At 54.0% G+C, this 20,981-nt stretch carries 19 protein-coding genes and 1 pseudogene; 10 read left to right on the top strand and 10 right to left on the bottom strand.

The window, feature by feature from the left end; genetic code table 11:
• Positions 1–155: 155 nt before the first annotated feature.
• The 7 genes from Q0835_RS16075 to Q0835_RS16045 are packed head-to-tail and all read left to right on the top strand — an operon-like array spanning position 156 to position 7,626.
• Entirely contained in the window at positions 156–1,277 is a 1,122-nt protein-coding gene (locus Q0835_RS16075) for a ring-hydroxylating oxygenase subunit alpha (RefSeq protein ID WP_298962898.1), read from the top strand.
• Positions 1,274–2,809: a choline-sulfatase gene (betC, locus tag Q0835_RS16070; protein WP_298962896.1), complete on the top strand. Its 1,536-nt coding sequence runs from the start codon at positions 1,274–1,276 to the stop codon at positions 2,807–2,809. Before Q0835_RS16075 ends, betC begins: the two co-directional genes overlap by 4 nt.
• Positions 2,806–3,600 carry an SDR family oxidoreductase gene (locus Q0835_RS16065; protein ID WP_298962893.1) on the top strand — a complete coding sequence of 265 codons (795 nt, stop codon included), beginning with the start codon at positions 2,806–2,808 and terminating at the stop codon, positions 3,598–3,600. Before betC ends, Q0835_RS16065 begins: the two co-directional genes overlap by 4 nt.
• The gene (locus Q0835_RS16060; RefSeq protein WP_298812786.1) at positions 3,600–4,532 is read left to right on the top strand and encodes a 3-keto-5-aminohexanoate cleavage protein; all 933 of its coding nucleotides are present in this window, start codon (positions 3,600–3,602) and stop codon (positions 4,530–4,532) included. Before Q0835_RS16065 ends, Q0835_RS16060 begins: the two co-directional genes overlap by 1 nt.
• Before the next feature lie 12 nt (positions 4,533–4,544).
• The gene (locus Q0835_RS16055) at positions 4,545–5,966 is read left to right on the top strand and encodes an aminobutyraldehyde dehydrogenase (RefSeq protein ID WP_298962891.1); all 1,422 of its coding nucleotides are present in this window, start codon (positions 4,545–4,547) and stop codon (positions 5,964–5,966) included.
• The gene (locus Q0835_RS16050; protein WP_298962890.1) at positions 5,963–6,697 is read left to right on the top strand and encodes an SDR family NAD(P)-dependent oxidoreductase; all 735 of its coding nucleotides are present in this window, start codon (positions 5,963–5,965) and stop codon (positions 6,695–6,697) included. The genes Q0835_RS16055 and Q0835_RS16050 overlap by 4 nt, the downstream gene beginning before the upstream one ends.
• Positions 6,697–7,626, top strand: a complete 930-nt coding sequence (locus tag Q0835_RS16045; protein WP_298962887.1) for a 3-hydroxyacyl-CoA dehydrogenase NAD-binding domain-containing protein — start codon at positions 6,697–6,699, stop codon at positions 7,624–7,626. The genes Q0835_RS16050 and Q0835_RS16045 overlap by 1 nt, the downstream gene beginning before the upstream one ends.
• Here the strand turns inward: Q0835_RS16045 and Q0835_RS16040 are convergent.
• From Q0835_RS16040 to Q0835_RS30365, 3 genes and pseudogenes are all read right to left on the bottom strand, one after another.
• The gene (locus tag Q0835_RS16040; protein WP_298962885.1) at positions 7,623–8,654 is read right to left on the bottom strand and encodes a GlxA family transcriptional regulator; all 1,032 of its coding nucleotides are present in this window, start codon (positions 8,652–8,654) and stop codon (positions 7,623–7,625) included. The two genes, Q0835_RS16045 and Q0835_RS16040, sit on opposite strands and share 4 nt — an antisense overlap.
• A 199-nt stretch (positions 8,655–8,853) precedes the next feature.
• Positions 8,854–9,573 carry a substrate-binding domain-containing protein gene (locus Q0835_RS16035; RefSeq protein ID WP_298812777.1) on the bottom strand — a complete coding sequence of 240 codons (720 nt, stop codon included), beginning with the start codon at positions 9,571–9,573 and terminating at the stop codon, positions 8,854–8,856.
• Between the two features lie 18 nt (positions 9,574–9,591).
• Positions 9,592–9,750 (bottom strand): annotated as a pseudogene (locus Q0835_RS30365) (LysR family transcriptional regulator); the annotation flags it as partial.
• A 178-nt stretch (positions 9,751–9,928) separates the two neighbouring features.
• On the opposite strand from Q0835_RS30365, the gene speB reads away from it, so the two are divergent.
• Positions 9,929–10,981: an agmatinase gene (gene speB, locus Q0835_RS16030; protein WP_298812775.1), complete on the top strand. Its 1,053-nt coding sequence runs from the start codon at positions 9,929–9,931 to the stop codon at positions 10,979–10,981.
• Positions 10,978–11,322, top strand: a complete 345-nt coding sequence (locus Q0835_RS16025; RefSeq protein WP_298812774.1) for a RidA family protein — start codon at positions 10,978–10,980, stop codon at positions 11,320–11,322. Before speB ends, Q0835_RS16025 begins: the two co-directional genes overlap by 4 nt.
• A 219-nt stretch (positions 11,323–11,541) precedes the next feature.
• On the opposite strand, the gene Q0835_RS16020 is transcribed toward Q0835_RS16025, so the two are convergent.
• From Q0835_RS16020 to Q0835_RS16005, 4 genes are read right to left on the bottom strand one after another with little or no spacing between them, the layout of a single operon-like run.
• A complete protein-coding gene (locus Q0835_RS16020; protein WP_298812772.1) occupies positions 11,542–12,612 on the bottom strand; it encodes an ABC transporter ATP-binding protein in 1,071 nt (356 codons plus the stop codon).
• A 12-nt stretch (positions 12,613–12,624) separates the two neighbouring features.
• Positions 12,625–13,467, bottom strand: a complete 843-nt coding sequence (locus Q0835_RS16015) for an ABC transporter permease (RefSeq protein WP_298962883.1) — start codon at positions 13,465–13,467, stop codon at positions 12,625–12,627.
• Complete coding sequence (locus Q0835_RS16010) at positions 13,467–14,324, bottom strand: ABC transporter permease (RefSeq protein ID WP_298812768.1); 858 nt, start codon at positions 14,322–14,324, stop codon at positions 13,467–13,469. The genes Q0835_RS16015 and Q0835_RS16010 overlap by 1 nt, the downstream gene beginning before the upstream one ends.
• Before the next feature lie 27 nt (positions 14,325–14,351).
• Positions 14,352–15,443 carry an extracellular solute-binding protein gene (locus Q0835_RS16005; protein ID WP_298812766.1) on the bottom strand — a complete coding sequence of 364 codons (1,092 nt, stop codon included), beginning with the start codon at positions 15,441–15,443 and terminating at the stop codon, positions 14,352–14,354.
• 424 nt (positions 15,444–15,867) lie between these two features.
• Between Q0835_RS16005 and Q0835_RS16000 the strand changes: the two genes are divergently transcribed.
• Positions 15,868–17,094 (top strand): aminotransferase, encoded by a 1,227-nt coding sequence (locus Q0835_RS16000; RefSeq protein WP_366142349.1) that lies wholly within the window; start codon positions 15,868–15,870, stop codon positions 17,092–17,094.
• A 257-nt stretch (positions 17,095–17,351) separates the two neighbouring features.
• On the opposite strand, the gene ugpC is transcribed toward Q0835_RS16000, so the two are convergent.
• From ugpC to Q0835_RS15985, 3 genes are read right to left on the bottom strand one after another with little or no spacing between them, the layout of a single operon-like run.
• The gene (gene ugpC / locus Q0835_RS15995) at positions 17,352–18,431 is read right to left on the bottom strand and encodes a sn-glycerol-3-phosphate ABC transporter ATP-binding protein UgpC (RefSeq protein WP_298962881.1); all 1,080 of its coding nucleotides are present in this window, start codon (positions 18,429–18,431) and stop codon (positions 17,352–17,354) included.
• Between the two features lie 25 nt (positions 18,432–18,456).
• Positions 18,457–19,443 (bottom strand): DUF4432 family protein, encoded by a 987-nt coding sequence (locus Q0835_RS15990; RefSeq protein WP_298812759.1) that lies wholly within the window; start codon positions 19,441–19,443, stop codon positions 18,457–18,459.
• Entirely contained in the window at positions 19,440–20,975 is a 1,536-nt protein-coding gene (locus Q0835_RS15985; protein WP_298962878.1) for a sulfatase, read from the bottom strand. The genes Q0835_RS15990 and Q0835_RS15985 overlap by 4 nt, the downstream gene beginning before the upstream one ends.
• Between the last annotated feature and the right edge of the window lie 6 nt (positions 20,976–20,981).

The raw sequence follows: 20,981 nt of genomic DNA, 5'->3' as shown, positions 1-20,981 counted from the left end.
TCACTGAAGATGTCGTACTTCAGTACCTTGAGAAGCACATCGATAATCCTACCGGCATCAGCCGGTAGTGGTTTAGTTAATTCAGTGTCCAAAAAAGTAAATTTTGCTCTCCAAATCAACGGCAAACTGGATCTCTAGGATGGAGACTTTTTGCCATGTCATCTGTGTCGCATGTTACCACCGGCTACGATGTAGATCCGGCGCGGTCAAACTCGCTTGTTGCTTCAGCTTATACGGAGGCTGAGTGGTTTCGAGCGGACATCAAGACGATCATCGGTCGCACTTGGCAGTGGGTATGTCATGTTGAGAAGACAAGAGAACCCGGTTCATATGTGACCGCGGAGATCGCAGGCCATCCCGTCGTGGTCGTTCGTGGACGCGATAGTATCCTTAGGGCGTTTTATAATGTCTGCAAGCATAGAGCACACGAGCTCTTGTCGGGAGAAGGCACGACAACTCGGATCATGTGCCCCTACCATGCCTGGGTATACAAACTGGACGGCCAGCTCGCCCGCGCACCGCATACTGAAAATCTTCATGAATTCCACGTTGACGAAGTTTGCCTGGATCAAGTCAAAGTCGAAGAATTCTGCGGCTTTGTGTTCGTCAACCTCGATCCCGCTGCCACCGCACTTTGCGAGCAGTCCCGAGACCTTGAATCCGAGATCCGCCATTGGGCGCCGGATGTCGACAAACTAACGCTGGGACACCGGCTGACATACGACATTAAATCCAACTGGAAGAATGTCGTCGACAATTTCCTGGAGTGTTACCACTGCCCGACAGCCCACAAGGACTTTTGCGACCTGGTGGATATGGATACCTACAAGGTGACCACGCATGGCATCTATTCGAGCCATATGGCCGATGCCGGACAGTCCGCCAACGCGGCATATGATGTGTCGAATGCAACCGTTCGAACACATGCGGTTTGGTGGTTATGGCCGACTACCTGTCTGATGCGCTATCCCGGTCGGTCCAGTATGATCGTGCTGAATATCATCCCGGTGGGGCCGGATCGCACTTTGGAGACCTACGACTTCTTTCTTGAGACTCCGGAACCGAATGAGATGGAACTGGATGCCATCCGCTATTTGGACGAAGTGCTGCAGGTTGAGGACATAGGTCTCGTTGAAAGCGTTCAAAGAGGCATGAACACACCGGCTTTCACGCAAGGGCGCATCGTGCACGATCCCCAAGGATCCGGGAAATCGGAGCATGCCGTTCATCATTTTCACGGTCTGGTTCTTGACGCCTACTCACGAGGTTTTGCGTGAAACGTCCCAACATAGTGGTGGTTATGGCGGACCAACTGGCGCCGCACTTCACTGGAGCGTACGGGCATCCCATCGCAAAGACCCCTCATCTGGACGCACTCGTTGAGCGGGGTGTGCGGTTTGACGCGGCGTATTGCAATTCCCCGCTTTGTGCACCGTCGCGTTTCGCGTTCATGTCGGGACAATTGATCAGCCGGATCGCCGCCTATGACAATGCTTCTGAATTCAATGCCTCGATCCCAACCTTTGCTCACTACCTGAAGGCTCTTGGATATCGAACTTGCCTGTCTGGGAAGATGCATTTCGTCGGTCCGGACCAGATGCACGGATTCGAAAACCGAGTGACGACGGATATCTATCCTGCCGACTTCGCCTGGACGCCGGATTGGGAAGCACCGGATGAGCGGATTGATAAGTGGTATCACAACATGCAGACCGTCAAGGAAAGCGGTGTTGCCCAAGCGACCTTTCAAATCGATTACGACGAGGAGGTTGGTTTTGCCGCTCGGCGCTGGCTGTTCGATGCTGCAAGAGACAAGGCCCAGGGCAATGATGCGCCATTTGCGCTTGTTGCCAGCTTCATCCATCCGCATGACCCCTACGTGGCACGACCGGAGTGGTGGAACCTTTATGACGATACAGACATTGCGCTTCCGCAATTCACGCCTGCCGTAAAAGACCAGGATCCGTTCTCACGTCGGCTGATGGACGGGATCGAGGCATCCTATTTCCCGTTGACGGAAGCGGAAGTTCGGAAAGCCCGTCGCGCCTATATGGCGAATGTCAGTTATTTCGACAGCAAAGTGGGGTTGCTGGTTCAAACACTTGAAGAAACCGGGGAACTCGACAACACCATTGTCGTCGTGACAGCAGACCATGGCGATATGCTCGGCGAGCGCGGTCTTTGGTACAAGATGAATTTTTTCGAGCATTCCGCGCGCGTACCCCTCGTCATGGCCGGACCCGGCATTGTTCACGGACGTGTGGCAAATGCCTGTTCCCTGGTTGATCTGCTGCCGACTTTTCTCGAAATAGGCGGCGGCGGAAAAGACATGCTTGGAATGCCCATCGACGGCCGCAGTTTGTTGCCACTTGCACGCGGCGAGCCGGATCCAGTCGACGAGGCGATTGGGGAATATTGCGCAGAAATGACGCCCTATCCCGTCGTAATGATCCGGCGGGGCTCACTCAAATACATCCATTGCGACGCCGACCCGCCCCAGCTTTACGATCTGAATAAAGATCCTTTTGAGACGAAGAACCTAGCGAACGAACCCGGCTATGCCGAGGCAGCGGCAAGCTTTGCCGTTGAAGTCGAAAGAAGGTGGGACAGCACCGATCTCAGGGCAAAGGTGATTGCGACACAAAAAGCGCGGCGTGCGCTACATGCGGCGATGGAAGCGGGTGCCGGTGAAGCCTGGGATTTCGACCCACCTACAGATGCCAGTCAGCAGTATGTGCGTAATCACATGGACTGGACCGCTGCTGCCGGCCGATATCGCTTTCCTCCAAACAAGGACACAATCTCATGATGCTGACCGGCAAGACGGCCCTTGTTACCGGAGGGCGCGGGGGTATTGGACGCGCGATTGTGGCACGCTTCATCAAAGAAGGCGCAAGTGTCTTTGCAGCTGATCTGACCCCTGGCGGGTCGCTGTCAGGCGATGCCGACGACGGCAGCACCTTTTTGAAGCTTGATGTTACGCTGGAACAGGATGCCAGAGATGCGATGAAGACTGTTCGAGCGGCGGCAGGTAAGCTCGATGTTCTGGTGAACGCCGCAGGCATCGAAATTGAAAAGACGATCGAAGAAACCACGTTGGAGGAATGGAACCGTAGTTTTGCCGTTAACGCGACAGGGACGTTCCTGACTTCTAAATATGCGTTGCCGCTCATGCGCGAGGCCGCCAGTAGAGGATCGAGTGCAAGCCTGATCAATTTCGGATCGTATGATGGTTTCATCGCCGATCCCGGACTTGCAGCCTATTGCGCTACCAAGGGAGCAGTCCATGCCCTGACCCGCGCTATGGCCTGCGATCACGGACCTGAAGGAATTCGCGTTAATGCGATTTGTCCAGGTTACATCGACACGCCGATGTTGCAGAGTTTCTTCAACGGTGAAGGATCCGGTGGCGCTGGTGGAAACCTTGAAACGCTGCAGCAGGCTGTCCGGGATGTGCATCCGCTACGCACATACGGCACACCAACCGATATCGCCAATCTTGTGACCTGGCTTGCGTCCGACGAGGCGCGCTATGCTTCGGGTCAGCTTTGGGTGCTCGACGGAGGTCTGTCTGCACAAGTGCAGCAGATGAAGCTGTAGTGTCGCGCTCTGTCATCATAACCTGCGCTCCAACAGGCGGTATCCATACGCCGTCGATGTCGCCGTATTTGCCGATCACACCTGCAGAAATAGCCACCGCGAGTATTGAGGCCGCGGAGGCTGGAGCATCGATCATCCATCTTCATGCACGCGACCCGGACACCGGTAAGCCGGATCCGAGACCTGAAACCTTCAGACAATTTCTGCCCGTCATCAAGCAGGCCACCGACGCAGTTGTGAACGTTTCAACCGGCGGTGGTTTGGGAATGAGCATTGATGAACGGCTCCATGCAGCGACGAATGCCAGTCCTGAGATGGCATCACTCAACATGGGGTCAATAAATTTCGGTATCTTCCCGATGCTCCAGAAATACCGCGAGTTCCAGTTCGACTGGGAGCGCCCCTTCCTGGAAATGACGGAGGATTTCATCTTTCCGAACACCTTCCGGACAATCCGCTACGCGATCGAAACGCTCGGAGGTGATCATGGCACCAAATTTGAATTCGAGTGCTATGACCTCGGCCATCTCTACACCGTAAAATGGTTCGTTGATCAGGGGCTGATCAAACCGCCTTTCTTTATCCAGATGGTTTTCGGAATCTTGGGTGGAATGGGTGCAGACGTCGACAATCTCGTTCATCTTCATAAGAAGGCAAACGAACTGTTCGGTGCCGATGCGTATGAGTGGTCCGTTTTGGCGGCGGGCCGTCATCAAATGCCGTTCGCAACCCAAAGTGCGATTCTCGGCGGCAATCTCCGCGTTGGTCTGGAAGACAGCCTTTTCATAGGCAAAGGTGAGTTGGCGACGTCCAATGCACAGCAGGTACAGCGCATTCGCACCATCATTGAAAAGTTGGGCCTGACGGTGGCCACTCCGGCCGAGGCGCGTGCGCGCCTGGGATTGAAGGGGGCCGACCGGGTCGGATTTTGAAGAGGACAAACCATGCAGACGAAACTGCTGATAAACGGCGAACTGGTGGATGGCGACGGTGAGGCGCGGAGTGTTCTTGATCCTGCAACAGGCAAAGAGGTCGCCCAGGTAAGAGATGCCAGTCCCGAACAGGTCGATGCGGCGGCCAGAGGGGCAGCAGAAGCTTTTGAGACTTTCTCGTCGTCCTCGCCTGCAGAACGTTCCGCCCTCCTTCTGCAAATTGCGGATGCTGTTGAAGCCAAAAGCCAGGAACTTGCAGAGCTGGAAAGCCTCGACGTCGGCAAGCCCTGGCCATCGGCACTTGACGACGAAATGCCTTTGACAATCGATGTTTTCCGTTTCTTTGCGGGCGCAGCAAGAACGATGACGGGGTCCGCGGCAGGTGAATATGTTGCTGGCCACACTTCCATGATCCGCCGAGATCCGGTGGGTCCAGTCGCGGCGATCGCGCCCTGGAACTACCCTTTGATGATGGCGGCCTGGAAACTGGCTGCTCCTATCGCGGCCGGATGCTCGATCGTCCTGAAACCGTCAGAGCTGACACCGCTATCGACTTTAAAACTGGCTGAGCTTCTGAAGGATATCTTGCCGGCCGGGCAGTTGAATATCGTGCATGGATCAGGCCCCACGGTCGGTGATCAACTCATCAACAGCCCTCAGATGGAAGCGATCAGCGTCACGGGGTCTCCAGCGACAGGAATGGCGGCCATGCGTGCCGCTTCCAATCAGATCCGTCATGTCCATCTGGAATTGGGCGGCAAGGCTCCAGTGATCGTTTTTGACGATGCCGATCTGGATGCAGTTGCCGAGACCATTCGCTATGGCAGCTTTTTCAACGCAGGCCAGGACTGTGCTCAGCCATGCCGGGTTCTCGTCTCCGAAGCGTCTTACGAGAAACTATTGACCGCGATTGTCGACCAGGTAGGCCGCATACAAATCGGCACTCCCAAGGCGGAGGGGACAGAGATGGGTCCCCTTGTGTCTTCAGGTCACAGGAACCGTGTAGCCGCCTTTGTAGACCGTGCGCGGTCTTCTTGCGAAGTGGTCACCGGTGGAGAGAGCGGTGAGGGGGACGGCTTCTTTTACAGGCCGACAATCGTCGCAAATGTAGACAATGATGCTGAGATTTCGCGAAATGAAGTTTTTGGTCCCGTTGTCTCGGTGTCTCGATTTGCAGATGCTGACGAAGCGCTGAAAACTGCAAATTCGGGATCTTACGGTTTGGCATCCTCCGTCTGGACAAAAGATGTCGGACTTGCAATGCGTATGGCGTCGAAGCTGCGCTACGGTTTCACCTGGGTGAACACGCACGGTGTAGCGACACCGGAGATGCCTTGGGCTGCCATGAAAGGGTCGGGCACCGGCTGCGACATGTCGGTCTATTCACTGGATGCCTACACGTCGATCCGTCACGTCATGGTGGCGCACTCATGAGGCTTTCAGGAAAGACGGCTTTCGTTACCGGAGGACGGTCCGGCATTGGTCGCGCTATCGTCGACGCCTTTCACGCCGAAGGAGCGGACGTAGTTGCCTGCGGTCGCGGGGAGCAGCCTGACGGATTTGACGCGCGCTGGATCAGCCTTGATGTTTCTGACCCGAACGCCGTTTGTGATGCGGCAAGAATTCTCGGTGAACTCGATGTTGTCGTGAACAATGCAGGCGTCCAGTTGGAAAAAACGGTTGTAGACAGTTCTGATGAAGACTGGGACTGGGTTGTTGGAACCAATGCACGGGGCGTCTTCAATGTTTGCCGGGCGCTCATACCGCAAATGTCTTTGGGCGGTGCAATCATCAACATCGGATCAATTTCCGGCACTGTCGCCGATCCATCCATGGCTCTTTACAACGCTTCCAAGGCGTTTGTGCACGGACTGACGCGTTCGGTTGCCGTGGAACATGGTCCAGCTGTTCGGTGCAATGCAATTTGTCCGGGTTGGATCGAAACAGGCATGCTGAAAGCCGGTTTCGACCTCGCGACGGATCCGAAGAAGGCTGAGACCGATGCGATCGCACGTCATCCGATCCGGCGTTTTGGCAAACCGTCAGACATTGCCGCTATGGCAGTTTGGCTTGCTTCTGACGATGCGAGCTTTGCCACCGGGCAAATGTTCACACTCGATGGCGGTATGACTGCTGCCTCCCCCCTTAATCCGGGATTATTCTAATGAAACAGATGTCCCATGTTGCGATATTGGGAGCAGGTGTAATCGGCGCCAGCTGGGCGGCGTTGTTTCTGGCTTCCGGACGTAGTGTTTCAGTGTTCGATCCAGACACAGCTTCTGAAAGAATCGTTCGGGCGTATATCGAAAAAGCCTGGCCTGCGCTTGAGCAACTCGGGCTCGCAGATCGGGCTCAACCTGGCGGGTTGTCATTTGCAAATTCTGCCGCAGAAGCTGTTGAGGGAGCCGACTTCGTCCAGGAAAATGTCCCTGAAAGGCTTCCTGTCAAACATGCTACCTATCGCGAAATCGAAGCGGTTTTGAAAAAGGGTACGATCGTTTCGAGTTCTACGTCTGGTCTAACGCTGGAAGCTTTGCAGGATGGTTGGAAGGATCCGGCTTGTTTTTTACTCGGGCATCCGTTCAATCCTCCACACTTGATCCCGCTTGTGGAACTTACCGAGAATTCAAGAACCGGTGCGAACGTTCTGGAGGTAGCTGAAGCTTTTTATCAGGACATTGGGAAGGTTACGATACGTATTAAAAAAGGCATGCCCGGTCACGTCGCCAATCGCCTGCAGGCCGCTGTTTGGCGGGAAGCAATTTATATGGCTGTCGAAGGTGTTGCGAGTGTCGAAGATATCGATAAGGCAATGTGGGCTGGTCCTGGTTTGAGGTGGGCCTCAATGGGGCCGACTATGCTGTTCCACCTTGGGGCGGGAGAGGGGGGACTCCGGTCGTTCTGCGAGCACTTCAAGGATACGTTCAATGGTTGGTGGGATGACCTCGGCGATCCACGCCTAGACGATCAGATTATTGAACAACTCGTGGCCGGTCTAGAGGAGCAGGCATGCGGACAAACTCCAGAAGACCTATCGCGTGTTCGAGATAGAATGCTGGTGGCAATTCAGGCCGCTACACGCGATTTACGTTAGTCGCCCAAATCTGAATTCGTTTCCGTTTCATAACGTTGGCGCGCTGTTGGACTGTGCATTGGCCAGGCCCGAAACTCAAAGGGCACCCGGCCCTCTATTCGGTCCTTGTTTGGCGGCAAACCAAATTTTTGCTGATAACAGCGACTGAAATGAACCTGGCTGTTAAATCCTGAGGCCGCTGCCACCTCACTGAGTTTCATCTCCGTTTGCGTAACCAGTCCGCGTGCGCGGTCCAATCTGATATCGCGGTAATACTCTACGGGCGTTTTGTGGACAAATTGAGTGAACAGGCGACCCAGCTGCCGCTGAGAAATAGCTATTCGACTACAGATTTCAGGGATGGAAATCGGATCTTCGAGATTTGCTTCCATCAAATCGATTGCTCTTCTGACGGTATTCGGTGTCACTTGTCCTGTAGGTTCAATCAACTTGGGATTTTGCGATCTGCCGGGCCCGCGAACGTCGTGATGAAACAGATATCGTGCGGCTGCGTTTGCAATGCCCAATCCGCAATACCGGTTCAGAAAGTAGAGAGCAGCATCAGAAGTCGCGGTCCCTCCGCAACACGTAAAAACTCTGCCATCTACAACAAAGAGGTCTTCTAAAACCGATGTGTTGGTCGCTGTTTCTGCAAGTGCATCAATATGCTCGTAGTGGACCGTCGCCTTCTTGTTGTTCAAAAGACCTGCATTCGCCAAAACGAAAGCACCAGTGTCAATTCCGCCGATCGTCCTCCCTTCGCGCGCCCACCTTTTCAGTGCCGAAGTTATGACATCTGAATAGCTGTGTTCGGGCGTCCAGCTCGAACTGACCACGACAAGGTCGGCTTTCAAGGAGGCGGAATTTGTCAATGCCTTTGTCTGAATCTCGAGACCGCTGCTGGACGGTAGAAGTCCGCCTTGCGCCGAATACACATTCCATTGGAATTTTGTAGACCCAATCAGGTAGTTCGCAGCTCGAAACGGATCGATAAACGACATCGTCGCAGCGAGGTTGAAGTAGGGTGTTGCGAGGATGGCCAATTCCAAAATAAAGATCCAATCAGGAGACTACGCCGTGTTCCTTGAGCTGCGAAAATACCAAAAAGTGAGTCTGCGGTGAAGCTCAGCTGGCTGACCTGTCTCGCCTTTGCGCAGACTGAGACCAATCCCGGCCGTTTTGTATTCCGCCAAATACGCCCTTTGAGTGTACCGTGCCGCAGAATACCAGGGTCGCTACTAGGCAATGTTACCTCCGACCGGCGAGCCCAGCTGCGCTAGTGGGGGCATCAACTGTGATCAGCTCCAGAAACTGCTGCAAAACAGGCGATTGGTTCCTGTCGCCGCGCCACACAGCGCAAATTGGCGAAGAATACCGGAAAATATCTGGCCGTAATTCCTTGAATTCATAGAGTGCCTGGCTGGTACAATGAGTTGGAAAGAACCCGAGATAAACTCCGGCTCCGACCAAAGCCAGAACGGCTTCGGTTTGGAAAACGATGGTGCCCACCGGGAACTTCTGTTTGAGGGTTCGGATCGTATTGCTTTCAAAATAGCCGCGGTAGACCAGAGCGTGCTCCAAAATTTCTTCTTGGCTCAAGATTTTCCCGGCATCAAGTGCGACCGACATTGGGTGTTCACCGGCGCAAAATAGGCCCACCTCTTCATCATAAAGATGACGATACTTCAAACTGGGGTGACGCTGGTAATCCGGGACAATCCCGAAATGCAGTATTCCGTCGATGACTGCCCGTTCCACCTCAGCAGGTGTTCCAGTCATCAGGCTCACGTCGACATCCGGAGCGTCGTCTTTAAACCGACGAATGGCTGAAACCAGGGGATTTCGCTCATCGGACAGGGTGTAGTCGATCATACCGATATCAATTTTGCCAACCAGCTGCCGGTTGATGGAAGCGACGCTTGTGGCAAACTCATCGGCTGCTGCAAGCAGTCGATCAATGTGCTCCAACGCAATTTCACCTTGCTGCGTTAGAGAAAATCCGCTTCGACCGCGGTGGCAGAGCCTTATTCCCAGGCGTGTTTCCAGGTCTGATATTTGCCTGGATATCGTTGAGGCCCCGACGCCTAGTTCTGTTTGGGCGGAGGACAGGCCGGAACACTCAATTACAGTTTTGAAAACCCGCATCAGTCGGATATCCGCCCCGCTTACGCTTCCTGAAAATGCATTTTTCCGCCGGGCCATCGCTTTTTCGTACCTCATGTTTACTCATGCATATTTATGCAAATGTTCTTTGGATAGTTCAACTTTATGAGGCTTAAAATCCATCTTATTCAACTCCTTACTTGTTTTTCAGGAGCTATAGATGGCGAACGCAAAACTTGAGGCCCTTAGGGAAAAGTTCGGCAATGCGGATGGCGGAACGCTATTCACGCCGAAGTATCAGAAGATCGCCTCGAAAATATTCTCCGAAGGTGGGAAGCGACCGGCGCCTTACTCCGGTATCCCAACACTTCTCGACGCTCAGCAAGCAACTTTGGAACAGGCGAGCGAGCTTCAGGTTGCCCTATATGGCGCGCCCATGGATTTGGGTGTTACAAACCGAAACGGTGCCCGTTTCGGACCACGAGCTCTTCGCTCCATCGAGCGCGTAGGTCCTTACAATGATGCTCTGGAAACGGCGCCACTGCACGAGATGGCAGTTGCGGATCTCGGCGATGTGCCCTTCAGCAGCCGATTTGACCTTGGTCTGAGCCATAAGGAAATCGAAGACTATGTGACGCAGATTGTTCAAGCGGGCGCGATCCCAATCGGTGTCGGAGGCGATCATTCCATCACACATCCCATCTTGCGTGCGGTCGGCCGGAACGAACCAGTGGGCATGGTGCATATCGATGCACATTGCGACACAGGCGGCGCTTATGAAAACGAGAAATTTCACCACGGAGGACCTTTCCGCAACGCTGTGCTCGATGGCGTTCTAGCGCCCGAGCGAACGATCCAGATCGGAATTCGCGGTGCCGCAGGGTATATCTGGGAATTCTCCGAGATGTCGGGCATGACGGTTGTCGAGGCAAAAGACATTACCGATACAAGCTTTCCGGACATAATCGAAAAAGCGCGTCAGGTCGTCGGAAGCGGTCCGACATATCTTTCCTTTGACATCGACAGTCTGGATCCGGCTTTTGCTCCCGGCACCGGTACACCGGAAATAGGCGGTTTGACCACTCGGGAAGCACTACGTCTGATCCGCGGTCTCAAGGGGCTCAATTTCGTTGGCGGCGATGTTGTTGAAGTCGCTCCCGCCTATGATCAAAGTACCAATACTGCCCACGCAGGAGCTCAGATGCTCTTTGAAATTCTGAGCCTAATGCAATTTTCTCCCTCTCTTCCCAGAACACAAGGAAAAGGCAAATGACCATCGAACGCTTGGAGAAAGGCAGCCGTATGAGTCAGGCTGTGGTTCACGGCAACACCGTCTATCTGGCAGGTCAAATCGGCGAGGGTCCGGATATGACGAGGCAGACACAGTCCATGCTGGCCGAGGTGGACCGTCTCCTGGCATCTGTGGGAAGCAGCAAGTCCAGCATCTTGTCCGCTCAGATCTGGGTTGCGGACATGGGGGATGTCGACGCCATGAACAAAGTCTGGGATGCATGGATCGACCCGCAAAATCCGCCTGCGCGGGCTTGCGTTGAAAGCAAGCTTGTTTTGCCCGATTTCCTGGTCGAAGTCATGATTATTGCCGCCAAGGAATAACATTCCAAGAGGACGTAGGAGGCAGGGGGGTGTTGACACGCGCCCCTTGCCTGCTGCGCTCGATGAATTCTATCTGCTACGCCTGCAGGATAACCGTGGCACCACTTCGCTGGCTTCCGCTTTCATACGACAGAAAGTGCCCTAATTTTCGTTGACCAGTCAGGGCAGCACCGTTCGGGCAGCATCGCCAAGGCTGCATTTGAAAAGCGCAACAGGCCTTCAGTTTGCCGCATCTTCAGACCCCGTAAATGGAAAGATTGATAGGCGGGCCGGATCAGCGCTCAGGTGTACGAGATCACCTACCTGGTATTCGCTTGCATCGGAGGCGGAACTGCGCACCCGGATTTCCTGATCCTTTACGCTGACAAGCCATTCTTTGAAAGCACCGAGATCTCGGGCAAAGACAACACGCCCTGCTGATCCTCCATTTGCCTGCGCTGGGCGCAAGGAAATGTTTTCTGCTCGCACAGCAACGCTGACAGCCGTACCGGGTTCGTGATCAGCAGCCACTTTGAAGGTATTTCCAAAGAGTGCCAGTTGTCCGTTCTGATCAACCTCGGCTTTCACAAGGTTGGCGGCACCAATGAAGTCGGCCACCAGGCTGTTGGCTGGTTGGCGGTAAACCTGAGTTGGTGTGGCTGCTTGTTGAACCTTGCCGTGGTCCAGAACCACAAGTTCATCAGCCAGCATCATTGCCTCGGTTTGGTCGTGTGTGACCAAAACAGTCGTAACGCCGAATTTCTGCTGAAGCCTACGAAGTTCGATCTGCATGTTGTCGCGAAGTTTCGCATCCAGCGCAGATAGCGGTTCGTCCAGAAGAAAAAGCTTTGGTTTGATTGCGAGCGCTCTGGCAATTGCCACCCTCTGTCGTTGTCCGCCGGACAGCGCTGAAACAGTGCGATCTGCAATATGTGGAAGCTCAACAACGTTGAGTAGTTCTTCAACACGTTCACGCTGTTCCTTCGCCGTCGTCTTGCGCAGCTTCAGACCGTACGCGATGTTTTCGGCAACACTCATGTGCGGAAACAAAGCTAGCGATTGGAAAACCATTCCGAACCCGCGCTTGTGCGGCGGCACTTCTGAGATATCGGTGCCATCCAGCAACAAACGCCCTGCCGTTGGTTTTTCAAAACCGGCAATAATGCGCAGCAATGTTGTTTTGCCGCAGCCGGATGGTCCCAGCAGACAGACAAACGAGCCCCGTTCAATCTTCAGGTCAATTTGATTTAGCGCAGTTACCGGTCCAAATGACTTTGAAACAGCTTCAATGTTCAAATGCGTGTTGGTCACGTTGTGCCTTTGTCAGAACAGGTTGCCACGTCCGGCGATCAGCTTGTCGACAAGCACCACCAGGAAAACATCAACCACGATAATGAAGACGGAAAGTGCGAGGGTCGCCGGGTCCAGCGAGGACACCGTTCGGCTGTACATCCAGATGGGCAGCGTGCTGACATCGATCGTATACATGAAGAAGGTGACGGTGAATTCGTTGAAACTAATGATCAGCGCAAAGATCAAACCGGCGAGAATGCCGGCTTTCATCAACGGAACGACGACATCCCAGATCGCCCTTGGCGGTGACGCGCCGAGTGAAATTGCGGCTTCTTCGATTTCAACGCTGATGCCATTCATGGCGCTCAGGCAATTGCGCAACACAAACGGCAGAACAAGTGCTATATGCGGTATTGCTATTCGCCAGATGCCGAGTTCCAGCTGGAGACTCTCGGCAATAAGGAGAAAAGCAATGCCCAGCATCACCAATGGAAACACCAAAGGCAAGGTGAACAGAAGTTCCATACCCTCACGCAAGTTTCGGTTGCTGCGAGCCAGCGCATAGGCAAGCGGAATGCAAACCAGTGTCGAAATGACCATCACCAAAAACGCGACCAGCAGGCTCGTTAAGGTGGAATCGACAACCGATTGTGCACTGGACGGATCTTCGTTTGTGAACAGCTGCACAACTTCGAGATACCAGCGGAACGAAAACTCCGTGGGCGGAAAACTCGAATACTCGGATGCGGAAAACGACATGATCGTCACAACGATCACCGGCAGCGAGGAAATCAGAATTCCAATTGTTGCGAGAAAAAGGATCGCGAACCGGTAGGTCCCACCACCCTCAGTTGGGAGAAGTCCGACCCGCATCAATGAGTTTCCTTTGCGGTTGTTGTAAGTCGGACAAGCCAGGAAGAGGCGACAAGAACGAAAAGTGTTAAAACAATCAGGATCATTCCGGCTGCGGCGGCACCAGACCAGTTGAACAGCGGAGAGATCATGTCGCGGATCACAAGACCCATCATCTGTACGCGGCGTCCGCCAAGAAGCAGAGGAATGGCAAAAGCGCTGGCGTTGAATGCAAAGACAATGGAGGCTGCCCCGACAAGTCCAGGTCGCAAGAGTGGCACGGTGACGTCCTTGAAGGTGCGCCAGTGTCCTGCACCCAAGGAACTCGCCGCTTCCAGGTACTCCGGCGAAATTGCTCTCACGGCACCGACGATCGGAAAGACTGCAAGCGGCAGAGACGTCTGGACCAGACCCAGCAAAACACCTGTTTCATTGAAGAGCAGAAACAGGGGGCGTTCGATAATGCCCAACGCCTTCAGGCTTGAATTCAAAACTCCGGACGGGCCAAGCAGCAGGATCCAGCCATAGGCCTGGACCAGAAGGTTCAGGATAAGCGGCAGTAGGATGGAAATCGTGAGCAAGCGCCTGAAAAACGAGCTGCGTAGCGACGTTAGGACAAATGCCAGCGGCACCGCCAGCACCATCACAATCACCGTCGCGACAAATGCCAGTTTCAAAGTGAGCCAGACGGACCTGCCGAAAAACGGGGTCATCAAGTCCCGATAAGCTTGGAAGGACAGGCCTTCAATTGTTCCCTGTTCACCCGACAGGGAAAACCGCAAGATATAGAAACACGCTCCCAGAAACGGAAGAATGGCAATAAATGCAGGCGCTGCGAATAGCAGCGCCTGTTTCCTTGGAAGAAATTCAGTCGACACGATTGATTGTCACTTAGTCCTCGCCTCTTAAGACAGGGTTTGTTGATAGGTCGCGATCCACTTTTCCCGAACGTCGGCTATGAAGGCTTTGTCATGGACGACGGCCTTTTCGCTTAACTGTTCAGGCTTGATGATAAACGGACTTGCCTTCGCAGCTTCGCTCATAACAGCTTGCTGGTTGATCGGCCCGTTTAGGACGGCCTCAGCCATGACGCCTTGAACCTTGTCGTCAAGGGTGTAGTTGATGAACGCGTGCACGACGTCGTCATCGCCTGGCTTGGATTTCGGCACGATCGTGTACATCAGATCCGCGAAAAAGCCTTCGTCTAGGTCGTAGGTTGCCCCCATGTTGGACTCTGCCGGATTGGCAAGTTCTTTCGCAAAAAACGCTGGTGCATATACGCCGCCGATATCGAGGGCGTCGGATCGGAACAGTTCGGAAATCTGGCCCGGATTTTCCCCAAAGGTCAATATGCTGCTTCTCAATTCCGCAAGCTTCGCGAAGGCTGCTTCGGAGTTGGTTCCATCTCCGCCGATCATCTTGCCTGTTGCGAAAATCGTGTCCAACGCATCCGTCCATGTGGCCGGCGGCAGGAACAGGCGACCCGCATGGGCCGCGTCCCACATTTCTGCATAAGACTTCGGCGGCTCTTTGAAGGTCTTGGTATTGTAGACCATGCCGCCGGTCCAAAGCAGGTAACCGATACCGTGACCTTCCGCACCAGAGCGGAAGCGGGGATCCACTTTTTCAAGATTTGGCAGCATGTTGAGATCGGGTTTGGCCAGCAGACCGTCACCAGCAAGTTCAACGGCACCGACACCGGCAAGGGTAATCACGTCATATTGGGCCTTGCCACCAGAGGCTCTGAGCTTGGCAACCATTTCCGAAGTTGAACCGGTACGGTCGGCAATGACTTTGGCGCCGGTCATTTCCTCAAAGGGTTTTGCTATGTTCTCAAGTATTGCTAGACCGGTATTGTCAGACCAGGTCAAGAGCCGGATTTCCTTGCCGCTGAAGTCGTTTTTACCGGCGGCCGTTACAATTGAAGGCATCGCGAGCGTCGCTGCAGTTGCAGCGCTTGCCTTCAAGATGCCTCTTCGGGTTAGTTTGAAAGTCACCGTTCCACCTCTGATTTTCGGCCTGTTGCGACCGTTTCGAATTAGCAGAAGTAAGCTCCGGTCTTGTTGTTTGCATTAACACTCCATTGAATCGAATTATTCTTGCTAAAAAATACAAGTTTCTCGATTTGGATGAAAAACTATGCACGACTGATCTGTATTTCATCAGTCTGGTTCAGAAGTGATCAATTTCACTGGTCGCAAACGGCTTGCCTCACGATGCAACCAATGCCGAATTCGCGCGGAAATCTAAGCAAATAGCCGGGAAACTAAAGGGAAAAGCGGTCCGCCAGGACTTTTTCGCAAGCCGGTTCGCTTTTCTGCTGAAATCATTACGTTCATATTAATCAATGTTTTGATTGATAAGTTTCGATTTTAAGGAGGCTAGCGAAAACTAAGGTCTGTTTTCGCGCGCATTCGGCAAGTGTGCGGGCACAGAGTTTTCAACGCTAGCGTGGCAACTTCGAACTTGAACCTGAATCTAATCGACACAGCCACGCCTCCGATTCCGGAGGCGACAGATTGGTTGTCGGCATATGACGGACGGGTGGGGCCCGTGCTCAACTTGAGCCAGGCAGTCCCCGGTGATCCGCCGCCGTCGGCGTTTTTGGAACAGCTCGCATTGGCGGCAGGGACTTCTGAGGCAACGCAATACGGTGAAATCTTCGGCGACGACCGACTCCGAACTGCTTACGCAACGGATTGCTCGAGACTGTTTCAGGCTCCGGTTGATTTTGCAGAAGTCGCGATTACCGCAGGCTGCAATCAGGCGTTTTTCGTCTCAATCATGGCGCTTGCCGCTGCCGGCGATGCGATCATTTTGCCGGCGCCCTGGTATTTCAATCACAAGATGACCCTCGACATGTTGGGCATTGAGGCGAGACCACTGCCGCTGCAGGCTGAAAAAAGTTTTCTTCCAGATGCGGCAGAGGCCGCCAAGTTGATTGATAACACTGTCAAAGCGATTGTTCTCGTGACGCCGAACAACCCTACAGGAGCCATTTATCCACCTGACTTGATTGAATCTTTCTTCAATCTTGCGCGTGATAGAGGCATCAAACTGATCCTGGACGAAACCTATCGCGATTTCCTGTTTGAGGATGCTGTCCCTCACAGTCTGTTCAAGGATCCTCGCTGGAAGGACACGCTAATAAGCCTTTACAGTTTTTCCAAAAGTTACGCCATTCCCGGACATCGCCTCGGAGCTGTGACGGCTTCCCGGCAAGTTCTAAGTGAAATTGGCAAGATCCTGGACTGTATCCAGATTTGCCCGGCACGCGCGGCGCAGATATCGCTGCCTTGGGCAATGGTGAACTTGGGTGAATGGCGCGCTGATATCAATGCTCAGATCGCAGACAGGGGAGAGGCCTTCCGTGAAGCCTTAGCTCCTCATTCCACTTGGCAAATCGAGCAAATCGGCGCCTACTTCGCCTATGTACGTCACCCGTTTCCTGATATTTCGGGGGTCAGGGTCGCCGAGCGGTTGGCCGGTAGTTGCGGGGTTCTGGCGCTGCCAGGCAGTTATTTTGGTCCTGGTCAGGACCAGTATTTGAGGTTTGCATTCGCCAACGTCGGTCGTCGAACCATTGAGCAATTGCCATGCCGGTTTGCGGCCTTTGCAGACGCAGCACTCGATGCTTTCGCCGAGTAGGCAGATAAGCTCAGTCATCGAGAACCACTTCGCCGCAATCGATGTGTTTTCGCCCAGATTTTGATGGTGCTTTGTATTCCACTGAATGGAGGGAAGCGCTATAGGACACTTTCTTCACGGTAGCGCCTTCGACCGGGCAGAAACCCGCTCATCGGGCCCTTCCTTGCAATCTTGTACCATCTCAACGCCAAATGAATTTTGCTTATGGGCGTGAAGTCCAGGTCGTGTGTGCGGACTTGATCAAGATGAATGCAGCGTTAGGCGCTTTCATTCAGGAGTATTCTGTCATCGGGCTTAAACACTTTTATCGCGTTTGCATCGGCGACCAAGGATACCGTTTCTCCAGCCCGCAGGTTCAGGCGTTCGGACGATGTTATTGTAAAATCACGCTCGCCTTTTCTAAGGACGATTTCCGTAATACTTCCTGTTGGTTCAACAACGACAACCTCTGCAGTGATCGTGTTGGGATCTGGCTGCGCAACGAGCTTCAGATTTTCAGGGCGTATGCCCACTTGCACCTGTCCGCGATGTTCTGAACGTTGTGACAGTGTGAAGTGTTGGCCATCGGGTAAATAAACCGCGTCTGGTTCACCTTGACGGATCTCTCCGTCAAACAAGTTCATCGACGGGGATCCCAAAAACGTACCTACAAAGGCATTTGCAGGAGCGTCATAGAGGTCGAGCGGTGCGCCCATTTGCTCGATTACTCCGTCGCGCAGCACCACGATCCTGTCAGCAAGTGTCATTGCCTCGACTTGGTCGTGCGTCACATAGATTGTCGTCGTCTTCAATTTCTGGTGCAGTTCCTTCAACTCAGCTCGCATCTTTACGCGCAGTTTGGCGTCGAGATTGGATAGCGGTTCGTCAAACAGAAACACGGAGGGTTCGCGGACGATGGCACGACCCATGGCGACACGTTGCCTCTGTCCTCCGGACAATTGTCGAGGCAGGCGCTCAAGGTAGGAAGACAGTCCCAGTATATCTGCGGCGTGTTGCACCTTCTGCGTTCGTTCTTTCTCAGAGACGCCTGCGATCCTCAGCGAAAACGACATGTTCTTCTCGCTCGTCATATGCGGGTAGAGCGCATAAGACTGAAACACCATGGAAATGCCACGTTCACGCGGAGGAACGTCGTTCATGCGCTTGCCGTCGATCAGCAATTCGCCGGTCGTAATGGTTTCCAGACCGGCGATCATTCTCAAAAGAGTGGATTTGCCACAGCCGGACGGGCCGATCAGCACGACAAATTCGCCTTCTTCGACATCGAGGCTGATGTCCTTAATAACCTTGTGTCTGCCGAATGACTTGTTGACGCCTCGCAGCGATACTGTTGCCATGGCTGTTTCCTTTGTCGGCTGTCCGTTAAGGTCCGGAAAATTCGATTTGAAGGGTGGAGGTCCACACTTCACCGGAAGCGAGCGTCGTCCCAGGTCCGCTGGTGCCATCTGAGTTGCGGTCGCAGTTGGCCGGCTCGATGGCCAGGACATTTCGTCTTGGACGGGGATCCCGCCAGAACTGCATATACGGCAACGCAGTGGCCTCTCCTGAAAGTCTCGCGTGAATTCCCGGCCAAGGTCCGGACGCGCCCCGATGAAGATCCACCTGGAAACGACCGTTGGTTCCAGCCGAGGATCGGCAATCTGCTTCAAGGTCGGTTTGCGCACAGTCGGCCGTTACCGGATCCTTGAAGGGGACCGGTGAATGGTTCAACGACACAGTCGTCCCGGGGGCCACAACCGGAAAGCCGAAATTCACGTGATAGAGGATCATGAGTTCAGCTTCGTTTGGTCCGATATTTTCCACCCAATCGGTAATTGTGAGACTTGATCCGGCAATCGGCGCTTCAATGCGTCTGCGCATGCGGTAGCAGGACTTCCCAAGATGCGCGGAAACGATCTCGCCTTCCGCTATGAGAGCAGGGGTTGACGATGACCAGTCTTCGAAAGAGGAAATCAACCGCGCAGGCGTAAACGGAAGCGAGCCGTGCAGAGGAAGATCGCCGCGCGGTTGACGAACATTGTCCAGACCGCACGTAACGAGGAAACCGCCCAGAGCGCGCTGTACTCCTCTACCTGAGTCGCTTGAAGATGGGCGCAACGCCGGGTCTGCAAAACCGTCCGGATGATGCCAGGCTATCGGGGTCCCCCGCCAACTCAGCAGGCCAATATCCATGCTGCGGTCCTGGAGAACCCAGAAATCAAGTCCGGCGCCGGTAGAAAAAACAAGGGCTCGCACGCCACGTTCCGCGCCGTCCTGAAGCTCTACCTGTCGAATGGATGCAAGTTGCCTCCGGTCGCCAACCAATGCTTCCAGCAGGGCCCGTTCAGATATCGGCCAGCTGGAGCTCATTCTGCCGCACTCATTGTGGTGCTGAGCGAAAGCCGGTCGAAGGCTTCCTGCGGTGCACTCAAGACGCTCATGATGTGCGCCATTTCGTTGGCCAATCTGGCCTCGACTTCGGCATCAACCAAAGGTGTTTGCTGCCCCGGATCCGTTACAAGGTCGTACAGGCGGGTATCGTCTTCAATGAAACAGTCCGGCCCGTAAGCCCTCGACATTGCCGTGCCCGGCTTGACCGGCACGCGCAGCAATGGCGTTCCTTTGGTGAATGGAAAGGGTCCTGCCAGGGTTGTTTCACGCAACTCCTTGATGGCAAAGGGTTCGTAGATATGCGTCGGCATCAGCGTGTACTGATAGATTTCCTGCGTTTGCAGGTCGGGCGGATACCTGTGATAGGTATAGCGACCGTCCGTGATGTTTACCGCACCTCCAAAATAACCGTAGAGGATCGCTTCATAGGTCGATGGGGCACCGTCAAGCAGCGGAAGCAGCGACTGGGCGCAGACTTCTTCAGGAACCGTCGCATCATAGGCATTCAGGAAGGTTGGAGCGATATCACTCGTCTGCGTTAATCCGTCGACACGCGTTCCGTGACTGTCCGGCCTTCGCGGGTCAAATACGAACAGCGGAATATGCGCGATTTCCTCATAGATGTTCATCCGGTTCTTTGACCAGAAATCGTGCTCTCCAAGCAGAAAGCCATGATCGGTCGTGACCACCAGAAGAGTATCGTCCCACAGATTTTCGCGGTCGAACTGATCCAGCAGCCGGCCCAAGAGAGCATCGCACAACGAAACAGTTGCATAGTAGTTGGCGCGCAGCTCCTCACACTCTTCTGGGAGCTCGTCTACACGGCCATATCTGGGCCAGTCGAGAATGGGGCCTGTCCAACCGGTCTCGAATGGTTTCTTGTAGGCTTCAGGGGCGTGAAATGGTTCGTGCGGATCAAAGGTTTCGATCTGAAGAAGCCAATCGTCCGCATCCTTGTTCCGGTCGATGAAATCCATACCGGCGTCGAATACCTGCACTGACGGAAAGTCTTTTTCTTCCCGGATAAACTCCCGGTTGATGATGTTCTGTGCCTTGTAAGTCCGACGCTCCTTGGAAAACTGTCCGTTGGCATATTTTTCCCTCAAGCGCTCCCAGTGCGGCTGCACCATGGCCTTCCAGCGATCACCCTCCTGTCCGCGGATAAAGTCATAACTGTCATACTTTGTATGATAGGTGGCACCACCGTCCTCGAAATAGTGAAAGTGGTCGGTTACCAGATGGCTGTAGACGCCCTTTTCTTTTGCGAGAATTTCGGGGAATGAATTGTCAAACGGCTCCATTGGGCCCCAACTGCGGTGCAGAAAGCTGAGACGGCCCGTTAGAAGATCCCGTCGGGCGGGCATACAGGGCATCGAACCGACATAGTGCCTGTCGAACGTGGTGGACCTTTTGGCCAGTCGGTCGAAATTCGGCGTGGGAATTCGGGTGCCGCCATAGGGTGAGAGCATGTGCCGGTTGAGAGAATCGAAGAGCACGAATACCGTTTTCATAATTCA

Source organism: uncultured Roseibium sp., assembly GCF_947499295.1.
In the GTDB taxonomy this organism is placed as follows: Bacteria; Pseudomonadota; Alphaproteobacteria; order Rhizobiales; family Stappiaceae; genus Roseibium.
This window is presented reverse-complemented; position numbering and strand designations above follow the sequence as displayed.